Origin of the sequence: Amycolatopsis sp. CA-126428 (genome assembly GCF_002904335.1) — a bacterium.
GTDB lineage: Bacteria > Actinomycetota > Actinomycetes > Mycobacteriales > Pseudonocardiaceae > Amycolatopsis.
Genome location: NZ_PPHF01000015.1, coordinates 1 through 10,191 on the forward strand (window position 1 = coordinate 1; position 10,191 = coordinate 10,191).

Annotated in this window: 11 protein-coding genes; 5 read left to right on the forward strand and 6 right to left on the reverse strand. The window is 70.9% G+C overall.

The annotated features are described in order from the left end of the window. A partial coding sequence (locus C2L58_RS03340; protein WP_103335725.1) for an IS982 family transposase occupies positions 1 to 631 on the forward strand: 631 nt, incomplete at its 5' end. A gap of 134 nt (positions 632 to 765) precedes the next feature. Here C2L58_RS03340 and C2L58_RS03350 read toward each other — a convergent pair. After that, a complete protein-coding gene (locus tag C2L58_RS03350) occupies positions 766 to 1,788 on the reverse strand; it encodes an aldo/keto reductase (RefSeq protein WP_103335726.1) in 1,023 nt (340 codons plus the stop codon). A 116-nt stretch (positions 1,789 to 1,904) separates the two neighbouring features. On the opposite strand from C2L58_RS03350, the gene C2L58_RS03355 reads away from it, so the two are divergent. After that, entirely contained in the window at positions 1,905 to 2,474 is a 570-nt protein-coding gene (locus tag C2L58_RS03355) for a TetR/AcrR family transcriptional regulator (RefSeq protein WP_103335728.1), read from the forward strand. Between the two features lie 4 nt (positions 2,475 to 2,478). Here C2L58_RS03355 and C2L58_RS03360 read toward each other — a convergent pair whose 3' ends face one another. Both C2L58_RS03360 and C2L58_RS03365 read right to left on the reverse strand, forming a co-directional pair. After that, the gene (locus tag C2L58_RS03360; RefSeq protein WP_103335730.1) at positions 2,479 to 3,054 is read right to left on the reverse strand and encodes a dihydrofolate reductase family protein; all 576 of its coding nucleotides are present in this window, start codon (positions 3,052 to 3,054) and stop codon (positions 2,479 to 2,481) included. 22 nt (positions 3,055 to 3,076) lie between these two features. Then, the gene (locus C2L58_RS03365) at positions 3,077 to 4,063 is read right to left on the reverse strand and encodes a small ribosomal subunit Rsm22 family protein (protein WP_199191079.1); all 987 of its coding nucleotides are present in this window, start codon (positions 4,061 to 4,063) and stop codon (positions 3,077 to 3,079) included. A 393-nt stretch (positions 4,064 to 4,456) separates the two neighbouring features. Between C2L58_RS03365 and C2L58_RS03370 the strand changes: the two genes are divergently transcribed. The 3 genes from C2L58_RS03370 to C2L58_RS03380 are packed head-to-tail and all read left to right on the forward strand — an operon-like array spanning position 4,457 to position 6,542. Next, positions 4,457 to 4,882, forward strand: coding sequence for a YciI family protein (locus C2L58_RS03370; RefSeq protein WP_103335733.1), 426 nt, complete (start codon positions 4,457 to 4,459; stop codon positions 4,880 to 4,882). 4 nt (positions 4,883 to 4,886) lie between these two features. After that, positions 4,887 to 5,237, forward strand: coding sequence for a YciI family protein (locus C2L58_RS03375; RefSeq protein WP_103335735.1), 351 nt, complete (start codon positions 4,887 to 4,889; stop codon positions 5,235 to 5,237). A gap of 39 nt (positions 5,238 to 5,276) precedes the next feature. Next, on the forward strand, positions 5,277 to 6,542 hold the full coding sequence (locus tag C2L58_RS03380; RefSeq protein WP_103335736.1) for an RNA polymerase sigma factor: 1,266 nt from the start codon (positions 5,277 to 5,279) through the stop codon (positions 6,540 to 6,542). On the opposite strand, the gene C2L58_RS03385 is transcribed toward C2L58_RS03380, so the two are convergent. The 3 genes from C2L58_RS03385 to C2L58_RS03395 are packed head-to-tail and all read right to left on the reverse strand — an operon-like array spanning position 6,532 to position 9,599. After that, positions 6,532 to 7,089, reverse strand: a complete 558-nt coding sequence (locus C2L58_RS03385) for an HD domain-containing protein (RefSeq protein WP_103335738.1) — start codon at positions 7,087 to 7,089, stop codon at positions 6,532 to 6,534. The genes C2L58_RS03380 and C2L58_RS03385 overlap by 11 nt on opposite strands. A 9-nt stretch (positions 7,090 to 7,098) precedes the next feature. After that, complete coding sequence (locus tag C2L58_RS03390) at positions 7,099 to 8,790, reverse strand: L-lactate permease (protein WP_103335739.1); 1,692 nt, start codon at positions 8,788 to 8,790, stop codon at positions 7,099 to 7,101. A gap of 26 nt (positions 8,791 to 8,816) precedes the next feature. Beyond that, positions 8,817 to 9,599 (reverse strand): IclR family transcriptional regulator, encoded by a 783-nt coding sequence (locus tag C2L58_RS03395; RefSeq protein ID WP_034284138.1) that lies wholly within the window; start codon positions 9,597 to 9,599, stop codon positions 8,817 to 8,819. Positions 9,600 to 10,191: the final 592 nt, after the last annotated feature.

The following is a 10,191-nucleotide window of genomic DNA, read 5'->3' on the forward strand; positions in this document are numbered from 1 at the left end:
ACAGGTCATGCGCTGGCTCGCGGCCGATACCGACCTGTGGACCGACACCACCTGGATCATCGACTCCACCCCAGTGGAATGCGGCCGATCCCGGCCCACGGTGAAACGATCGGAGCTGGCCGGCTGGGCCAAATACGGCTTCTGTCGCTCGCACTCGCGTTGGTTCTGGGGCCTGCGGCTGCACCTGGTCTGCACCCCGGCCGGACTGCCCATCGCTTGGGCCCTGGCCGATCCCAAGGTCGACGAGCGACAGGTGCTCATGGCCATCTGCGACCACGAACCCCACCTGCTCACCGAGCGCCCCGGCCTGCTGATCATTGCCGACAAGGGCTACATCTCCCGCGAACTGGACCACTACCTCACCGAACGCGGCATCCGGCTGATCCGCCCGTCCTACCGAAACCGAAAGCCCCATCCCGGCGAGCCGCTGCTCAAATCCATCCGCCAGCTCATCGAGTCGGTCAACGACACCCTCAAAGGCCAACTCGACCTGGAACGGCACGGCGGACGCACCATCGAAGGCGTCGGCGTCCGCGTCGCCCAACGCCTTCTCGCTCTCACTGCCGCCATCTGGCACAACCGCGCCACCGGCCAACCCATCACCCGGTCCCTGACCGCCTACGACCACTAACCGAGTTACGCATCACTCGTCTAGCCGGCTATGGCATCCGAAGTCGATCCGCTCAAGGGCCGGCTGAACCCGGAACGGCACGGCGGACACACCATCGATGGCGTGGGAGTTCGCGTCGCCCAACGCCTTGTTTGTCAGGCCGCGGCGCGCTCGGCGAGCGGACGGCGGCGCAGGTCCGGGTCGTGCACGGCCGGCGGCTGGTAGTTCTGGTCGAGCGCGCCGATGTTGGTGCCCGGCGGGACGATTTCGTCGATGCGGTCGAGGACGTCGTCGGTGAGCCGGACCTCGACGCCGGCCAGCAGGTCGTCGAGCTGGGGCATGGTCCGCGGGCCGAGCAGTGCGCTGGTGACGCCGGGGTGGGCGATGACGAAGGCCATCGCGAGGTGGGTCATCGGCAGGCCCGCTTCGGCGGCCACTGGCACGAGCTGCTCGACGACGTCGAGCCGGCGTTCGTCGCTGAGGTGCTTGAGCAGGTGGGCCCGGCGCAGGTCGTTGCGCTCGCCCTTGCGGACGCGCCCGGTGAGCAGGCCCTGGCCGAGCGGACCCCAGATCAGCGTGCCCATGCCGAAGCGCTGGGCCAGCGGCAGCACCTCGCGTTCGACACCGCGGTTGAGGAGGGAGTAGGCCGCCTGCTCGGTGCGGAACCGCGCCAGGCCGCGGTGTTCGGCGACCCACTGGGCCTCGACGATGTCGGACGCGAGGCTCTGGGACGTGCCGATCGCGCGGATCTTGCCGGCGCGAAGCAGGTCCGTCAGTGCGGAAAGCGTTTCCTCGACGTCCGTCGCGGGATCGGTGCGGTGCAGCTGGTAGAGGTCGATGTGGTCGACCTGCAGGCGCCGCAGCGAGTTCTCGACGGCGGTGGCGATCCAGCGCCGGGACGCGCCCTGGTGGTGCGGGTCGTCGCCGACCTGGCGGCCGAACTTGGTGGCGAGCACGACGTCGTCGCGGCGGCCTCGCAACGCTTTGCCGACGACCTCTTCGGAATCGCCGTAGGCGTCGGCGGTGTCGATGAAGTTGATGCCCGCGTCCAGCGCCTTGTGGATCATGCGGGCGGAGTCGTCCGGGTCGGGATTGCCGAAGGACGTCGCGAACATCATCGCGCCGAGCGCGTATGGGCTGACCTTGATCCCGGTCCGGCCGAGGGTGCGGTAGTGCATGGGTTCTCTCCCGCCGAGGTGCCGGCCGGCGCGGATGCCGTACGCTGGCCGTAAGTGGAAACCTATTCCGGAACTATACGGAAAAGCTTTCCGGTTACGCAACCGAGAGGGGCGAAGTGGTCCAGGAGACCCGACGGCGGCGCGCCGACGCCCAGCGCAACGTCGAGGCCTTGATCGAGGCGGCGCGGACGGTTTTCGACACCTCCGGCGTGGACGCCCCGGCCAAGGAGATCACCGACCTCGCCGGAGTCGGCGTCGGCACGCTGTACCGGCACTTCCCGCAGCGCTCGGACCTGGTCAAGGCCGTTGTGCGGACCGGGATCGACGCCGTCGCCGACGCCGGCCCGGCGCTGAGTGCCGCCCACCCGCCGGAGCGGGCGCTTTCGCTCTGGATCGACCGGTTCGTCGAACTCCTCGGGACCAAACGCGGGCTCGCCTCGGCCCTGCACTCGGGCGATCCGGCGTTCGAAGGGCTGCCCGGCTACTTCATGGAGCGGCTGGGTCCCACGCTCACGGCCCTGCTCGACGCGGCGGCCGCCGACGGCGCGATCCGCGGCGACCTCGGCGCCGAGGACCTCCTGTACGCGATCGCGTTGCTGTGCCAGCCCGCACCCGGCCGCGAGCCGGGGCACGGCAGGCGCATGGTCGCCGTCCTCGTCGACGGCCTCCGCTACGGCGCCGGCTGACGGGCTAGTTCCGCACGCGGAAGGTCAGGTGCGTCGCGTTCGGCGTCTCGTGCACGGCAGTGCGTTCCAGGCGCACGTGCCGGCCGGTCTCGGCGTCGAACAGCCGGACGCCGGCGCCGAACAGCAGCGGGACGACGTGCAGGCGCAGCTCGTCGACCAGCCCGGCCAGCAGGAACTGCCGCAGGGTCGTGCCGCCGCCCATCAGCATGACGTTGTCGTCGCCCGCCGCGGCTTTCGCTTGCTGCAGCGTGCTTTCGAGGCCGTCGGTGACGAACGTGAACGTCGTCGGGCCCTTGACGACCGGTTCGTGGGGCCGGTTCGTCACCACGAAGACCGGCTTCTTGAACGTGCCGTCGTCACCCCAGGGATCGACGCCGACGTCGAACATCGACCGGCCCACGACGAACGCGCCGACGCCGTCGAACAGCCGGCGCCCGACCTCGGCGTCGGCGTCCGTGCCCTCGAACAACCACTCGTGCAGCAGGTCGCCGTCCTGGCCGAGGCGGTGCTCGGTGCTGGTGTCCGGTCCGGCCACGATGCCGTCCGCCGACATGCTGATCTCCGCGATGACTTTCCCCATGGGCCGCCACCCTGCCAGGGGATCAGGCGGAAGACCAGCCGTCGCCCCACTCGGCGTCCCGGGCCGCGCGGTACCGCGGGCCCTGCTTCTTCGAGACGGCGACGCCGGGTTTCAGGCCGTCCGGTGTGCACAGGTCGAGCGCCACCCAGCCCTTGTGCTTCTTCGGGTGCCGGATGATCCGCGCGTCCGGCCGCTCGGGCACGGCCGGGCTCCGCGACGCGACGACGTAGGCGAACTTCTCGTCCTCGAACCCGAGCGTGCCCGCCTTGAGCCTCCGGTGCAGTCCCGACCGGGGCAGCCGCGCGGCGAAGTGGCACCAGTCCTTGCCGGGCACGATCGGGCAGGCGGCATCGTGCGGGCACGGCGCGACGACGTGCCGGCCGAGTTCGATCAGCTGCGCGCGGGCGGCGCGGATCCGCTCGTAACCCGCCGGCGTGCCGGGCTCGATCAGCGCGACCGTCCCGGCCTTGGCGGCCAGCCAGCGCACGACGTCGCCCCGGGTGGCCTCCGGCAGCTCACCGAGCACATAGGACAGCGTGACGAGGTCGGCTTCCGGAGCCGGTGCGGCGGGATCGACGAACCCGCGCCGCCATTCGGCGTCCCGGACGGCGGCCCGCCCGGCGCCCGAGGCGAGCCGCTTGCCGAGCCCGATGGCCCCGGCCACCTGCTCGAGCACGGTGCAGCGGGTGAGCGAAGGCCACACGGCCGCGGCAGCCCACACGGCAGCACCGGTACCCCCACCGACATCGACCTGGGTACGCGGCTCGAAGCCGGGAGCGCGCAACGCGGCTTCGGCGAGCACAGCGTGCACGGCGGCGTAGGTCGCGGGCATGCGGTAGCCCGCGTACGCGGCGACGTCGGCTTCGGAGCCGAGGATCGGCGAAGTGGCCGCGTCACCTTGCCGGTAGCGCGCGCTGAGCCGGTCGACGGCCTGGGTCAGCCGGGCCACCGGGTGCCGGGCCAGCTCGTCGTCGAGCGCGGAGGAGAGATCGTCGGGGAGTACGGCCACGACGGGCAGATTAGCCGGGGCCGCCCCTCACCAGGGCTTGGCGTCGCGGTTGCGGGTCCAGCGCCACGCGACCGGCGCTTCCTGCCGCCTCCGGACTCGCCGCCGGGAGGTGTCCCACACCGGGAAGCTGAGCTTGCGCGCTCGAACGCGCCGGTCCGCCGGCCGGCGGACGATGTACCGGCGCTTCCCGTGCCGGGCGCTCCGCCACGTCACCCGCCCCGCCCTGCCGCAGGCACGCAGCCTCCCGGCACGGGCCGGCGCCCCCTGTCCGGATTGTCCCCCCGACCCGGCCCTGAGCTGCTACTTTTCCCGCGCCAAAACTTTTTCCCGGCAGCTGTCGATCCGGCCCCCGGCCGTTCGACGCGTAGGCAAAGCGAACGAAGGGAGACCGCGATGCGGTTCATGGTGATCGTCAAGTCGAACGAGGACTCCGAGGCGGGCCAGGGCCCCAGCGCCGAGCTGCTGGAGCAGATGGGGAAGTTCAACGAAGAGCTGGTCAAGGCCGGAGTGCTGCTCGCCGGCGAAGGGCTGACGCCGAGTTCGCAGGGCGCGCGGGTCGTCTTCTCCGGCACCGAGGAGCCCAAGGTCGTCGACGGTCCGTTCGCCGAGACCAAGGAGCTCGTCGGCGGCTTCTGGATCCTGCAGTGCCGCGACCGCGAAGAGTGCATCGAGTGGGTCAAGCGGATGCCCAACCCCGACGGCCAGGCCGGTGAGGTCGAGATCCGCCGCGTCGCCGAGGCGGCCGACTTCGAGAACATGACGCCGGAACTCGTCGAAATGGAAGGCCGGCTGCGGGCGCAGTCCGCCGGGCAGGCGTGACGCCGTGCGGTTCCTGGTGATCGTGAAGGCCAGCCCCGAATCGGAGGCGGCCGGGTTCGAGCCCAGCGCCGAAGAGCTGACCGCGATGACGAAGTTCAACGAGCGGCTGGCCGCCGAGGGCCGGATCGAACTCGCCGAGGGGCTCACGTCCAGCGCGGACGGCTCGCGCGTCCTGTTCGAAGGCGACGCCGAGCCCAAGGTCATCGACGGCCCGTTCGCCGAGACCAAGGAGCTGATCGCGGGGTTCTGGGTGCTCAAGGGCGAATCCCTCGCCGAGATCGTCGAGCTCATGAAGCAGGTCCCGAACCTCGGCCCCGGCGAGGGAGTGCTGGAGATCCGCCCGATCAGCGAGTAGTGGGTTGCACCGCGGAAGATCACCCTGTCTGATGGCCGGGTGACGGTTGCGGACGCCCGGAGAACGGTCGAGACGGTCTGGCGGATCGAGTCGCCGCGGCTCATCGCGGGCCTGGCCCGGATGGCCCGCGGTGACGTCGGTCTCGCCGAAGAACTGGCCCAGGACGCGCTGGTCGCGGCGCTGGAGCAGTGGCCGGACTCGGGCGTCCCCCGCAACCCCGGCGCGTGGCTGATGACCATCGCCAAGCGCCGCGCGGTCGACCAGTTCCGCCGCAACGAGCGGTACGCCGAGAAGCTCGAGGAAGTCGGCCGCGACCAGCGGCTCGGCGAGGGCGTCCTGCCCGACTTCGACGCCGCGCTCGACGACCACATCGAGGACGACGTCCTGCGCCTGCTGTTCGTCGCCTGCCACCCGGTGCTGAACACGCAGGCGCGGGTCGCGTTGACGCTGCGCATGGTCGGCGGCCTCACCACGGACGAGATCGCGCGCGCCTTCCTGGTCCGCGAATCGACGATCGCCCAGCGGATCGTCCGGGCGAAGAAGGCCCTCACCGCGGCGAAGGTGCCGTTCGAGGTGCCGGAAGGCGACGAGCGCGTCGCGCGGCTTTCGTCCGTGCTCGAAGTCCTCTACCTCGTGTTCAACGAGGGCTACTCGGCCACCCGGGGCGACGACTGGATGCGGCCGGCGCTCTGCGAAGAGGCGATGCGGCTCGGCCGCGTGCTCGCCGGGCTGATGCCGGGCGAGTCGGAGGTCCACGGCCTGGTCGCGCTGATGGAGCTGCAGGCGTCCCGCGCGAAGGCCCGCACCGGCCCGAACGGCGAACCGGTGCTCCTGCTGGACCAGGACCGCTCCCGCTGGGACCGCTTCCTGATCCAGCACGGCCTCGCGGCGCTGACGTTGTCCGAGCAGATCGCCGAGGGTGCGTACGGCCCGTACTCCGCCCAGGCGGCGATCGCGGCCTGCCACGCACGGGCGCGTACGGCCGAGGAGACGGACTGGGCCCGCATCGCGGCGCTCTACGAAGGCCTCGGCAAGCTCCAGCCGTCCCCGGTGATCGAGCTGAACCGCGGCGTCGCGGTGGCGATGGCGTACGGACCCGAGGCGGGCCTGGCGGTCGTCGACGCCGTCGCCGGGGAAGCGGCGCTGAAGGATTACCACCTGCTGCCGAGCGTCCGCGGCGACCTGCTGGAGAAACTCGGCCGGCTCGAGGAAGCCGAGCAGGAGTACCGGCGGGCGGCGGAGATGACCGAGAACTCCCGGGAGCGGGAGCTGCTGTTGAACCGCGCGAAGACCGTCAGCCGCTAGCGCCCCGCCACGAAAGCGGCGACAGGCTCATCGCCGCCGCCGCGACCTTCCGCGCCGTCTCCGTCTTGAGGCCCTGCCGTGCCGACTCGATCCATTCGTCGACCGGCCGGACCCCGATGTCCCGGTACTCCAGGGCCTGCAGCAGCATCTCCAGCTTGTCCGCGTCCTTGGCGCACAACGCTTCCGGCGATTCCCGCGTCTCGTACTCGTCGACCGCCGCGCGGACGAGCTCCCGCGAACTTTCGGGCAGCGCGGCCGTCTGGTCGGCGGTGATCTGCCGCGGCTGCGGCTTGCGCAGGTAGTCGTTCGCCGTCAGCGGCAGGTCGCCCGTGCGGGTCTCCTGCGTGTCGTGCCACAGCGCGAGGAACGCCGCCCGCTCCGGGGACGCGCCTTCCTCCGCCGCGATCAGCGCCGCGAGCTGGGCGGCGCGCAGGCTGTGCTCGCCGACCGATTCCGGGTCGCGGACGCCCGCGTGCCACCAGCCCGAGCGCCGGACGCGCTTCAAGAGCCCGAGCTCGTAGCCGAAGGACGCCAGTGACTCACTCATCCGCCCAGCCTAGGGCGACGGGATCATCGCCGTCAGGATCGTCGCCTGGAGCAGGGAAATCACCCCGACCACCGCGGTCAGCAGCAGCGACCAGAGGAACGTCTGCCGCAGCAGTGAGCCCTCCTTGCCGCTCTGGCCGATCGCCGTCGCGCCGATCGACAGGTTCTGCGGCGAGATCATCTTGCCCATCACGCCGCCCGAGGTGTTCGTCGCGCCGGCCAGGATCGGGTTGAGGTTCAGCTGCTGCGCGGAGATCACCTGCATCGGGCCGAACAGGCTGTTCGTCGACGCGTCCGAGCCGGTGAGGAACACGCCCAGCCAGCCGATGTACGCCGAGAACAGCGGGAAGACCGCGCCGGTCGTCGCCAGGGCCAGGCCCAGCGTCTGCGTCGCGCCCGAGTAGTTCATCACGAACGCGATCGCCAGGATCATGAAGATCGTCGCCAGCGCCCAGCGCATCTGGTGCAGCGTCTTCCGGTACGTCGTCAGCAGCAGTTTCGGCCGCCCGCCCATCGCGAACCCGGCGATCACGGCCGCGAGCAGGGCGACCGTGCCCGGCGAGAACAGGAAGTCGACGGTCAGCGTCGCCGCGTACGGCGCGTTCTTCGCGGTGATCGGCGGGTGCTGGACGACGTGGTTGTGCAGCCCCGGCCAGGCGAAGATCCAGTCGGCCTTGTGCAGCAGCTTGGTCAGGTCGAGCCAGGCGGGGAGGTTCTTGAAGATCGTGCCGATCCGCGACAGGAAGATGGCCAGGATCAGGATGATGTAGGGCATCCACGCGTACAGCGCGCCGCGCTCGGCCTGGGCGGCGCCGAGGCTCTTGGCGGCCGCGGGGGCTTCCTCGCCGTCGAAGCGCCACACCGTCGCGGGCTGCCAGAACCGGGTCAGGATCCACAGCGCGGCCATCGCGGTGAGCGCGGCGAGGACGTCGACGAGGCTGGCGCTGATGTAGTTGGACGCGACGAACTGCATGGCCGCGAAGGCGAGCCCGGCGGTCAGCACCGCCGGCCACACCTCGAGCATGCGCTTCCAGCCGGCCAGGACGACGACCAGGAACGCGGGGATGATCAGCGCCAGGACCGGTACCTGACGGCCGACGGCCGCCGAGAACAGCTCGGTCGCCTGGTCCTGCTTGAGGTGCATGATCGGCGCGGTCAGCCGGCCGAGCACGATCAGCGGGTTGCCCAGCCCGCCGAACGCGACCGGGGCGGTGTTCGCCAGCAGCGCCAGCACGACGGCCTTGACCGGCGGGAACCCGAGCGCGGCCATCATCGCCGCGGTGATCGCGATCGGCGACCCGCCGCCCGCGACGCCTTCGAGCAGCGCGCCGAAGCTGAACGCGATGAGCAGCGCCTGCAGCCGCCGGTCCTCGCTGAACCCGGCGAGCACCCGCTTGATCGCGTCGAACCGGCCGGTGGCGACGGTGACGTTGTGGAAGTACACGGCGTGGAAGGCGATCCAGGCCACCGACCACACGCCGAACACCACGCCCATCGCCGCGGAGTCGAACGCCAGCGCGGCCGGCATCCGGTAGAGCAGCAGGGCGACGCCGAGCGCGGTGACCAGCGCGAGCGCCGCGGAGAGGTGCGCGGAGAAGCGGATCACCCCGAGCGAAACGAGCAGCACGATGATCGGGAGCGCGGCGAGCAGCGCGGAAACCCACAGCCCGCCCGCCGGCTGGTAGTCCTGGATCCAGGTCACGTCGGCTCCTTCGCCGGGGTGGGTGCTCAGGCCGGCCGGCTCCGGACGTACCCGAGCCGCAGGGACAGGGCGGCGGCGGTCCCGGCCACGGAGGCGCCGAGTTCGTCGAGGCGGCGCAGCACGCGCGGAGCGGGCCCGGCGATGCTGATGGCGGCGATCGGCCGGCCGGAGTGGTCCCGCACGGCGGCGGCGACGCAGCCGACGTCCGGCTCGTTCTCGACCTCGTCGATCGCCCAGCCGCGGCGGCTGGTCTTCGCGAGCTCGTCGAGCAGCCGGTGCGGGTCGATGATGGTCTTGAGGGTGAGGGAGTCGAGCTTCATCCGCCGCACGCGTTCGAGCCGGTCACCTTCGGGCAGCGCGGCGAGCCAGGCTTTCCCGAGCGACGTCGCGTGCTGCGGCCTCCGCGTCCCGAGCCGGCACGCGAGGGTGACGGCACTGGCACTGCGTTCGGTGGCGACGTAGACCATGGTGTCGTTGTCCGGAACGGCGAGGTAGGTGGTTTCGCCGGACCGTTCGGCGAGCGACGCGAGGTACCGCGGCGCACACCGGTGCAGATCGGTCGCGGCCATCGCCCGCGCGCCGAGTTCGACGAGCCGGGTGCCGAGCCGCACCCGCCCGGTGACCTGGTCGGCTTCGAGGTACTCGAGGTTCTTCAGGGTGCCGACGATGCGGTAGGCGGCGCTGCGGGAAAGCCCCAGTTGCCGCGCGATCGCATTGGTGGAAATCTCCTGGTGCCGCCCGACGTGCTCCAGCACGGCGAGCCCGCGTTCGAGAGTTCCGCTTTGTTCAAGCCCGCGCTCCGGTCCCACGTTGCCCTCCGTTGGACAGATTCCCGCTCAGCGGTACGCCTTTCCGCTGGCTGGGCTTGGACGGTAACACCTCCGATGTATCTGGGGAAGATCTTGGAATAAGTCGGAACAATGCGAGTAGTTGTGGATGCTAATTGGTTCAACATCCGATGGTTAAGTTTCCTACCTATGGCGGTTGCGCGGCTGTCAGCGGGCGCGTTCGACGGGTTCGAGGGGGGTTTTGTTCAGAGGTGTGAATGGTTGAGCGGGCATCAACAGGTGAGACGCAATGTGGACAAACCGCCTCGGGGCCGCGTTCTTTCGCCGTTCTTGTCGGTCGGCGTCGATACGCTGGACCCGGGGGGCGCCCCCGCGGGAGCTGGTCTGGAATGGCGGCAGGCGGGTGCCGTTGCCGGGTGGCCAGGCTCGGCCCGAGGTTGAGGTCCGGGGCCGGTCCGCGGGCCGGATGGCGAGGCGAGCCCGGCGAGGAAGTACGCGCGATTGAACTGGCGGTTGCCGGCGCGGACAGGGATGCTCCCCTCGGTGCGGTGCGGTGCGGTGCGGTGCGGTGCGGTGCGGTGCGGTGCGGTGCGGTGCGGTGCGGTGCGGTGCG

Bases quoted from the DNA above. Each gene is read 5' to 3' on its own strand.
- C2L58_RS03370 (WP_103335733.1), top strand. From the start codon at position 4,457: ATGCGGTTCATGGTGATCGTCAAGTCGAACGAGGACTCCGAGGCGGGC.
- C2L58_RS03350 (WP_103335726.1), bottom strand. From the start codon at position 1,788: ATGCACTACCGCACCCTCGGCCGGACCGGGATCAAGGTCAGCCCATAC.
- C2L58_RS03385 (WP_103335738.1), bottom strand. From the start codon at position 7,089: ATGAGTGAGTCACTGGCGTCCTTCGGCTACGAGCTCGGGCTCTTGAAG.
- C2L58_RS03360 (WP_103335730.1), bottom strand. From the start codon at position 3,054: ATGGGGAAAGTCATCGCGGAGATCAGCATGTCGGCGGACGGCATCGTG.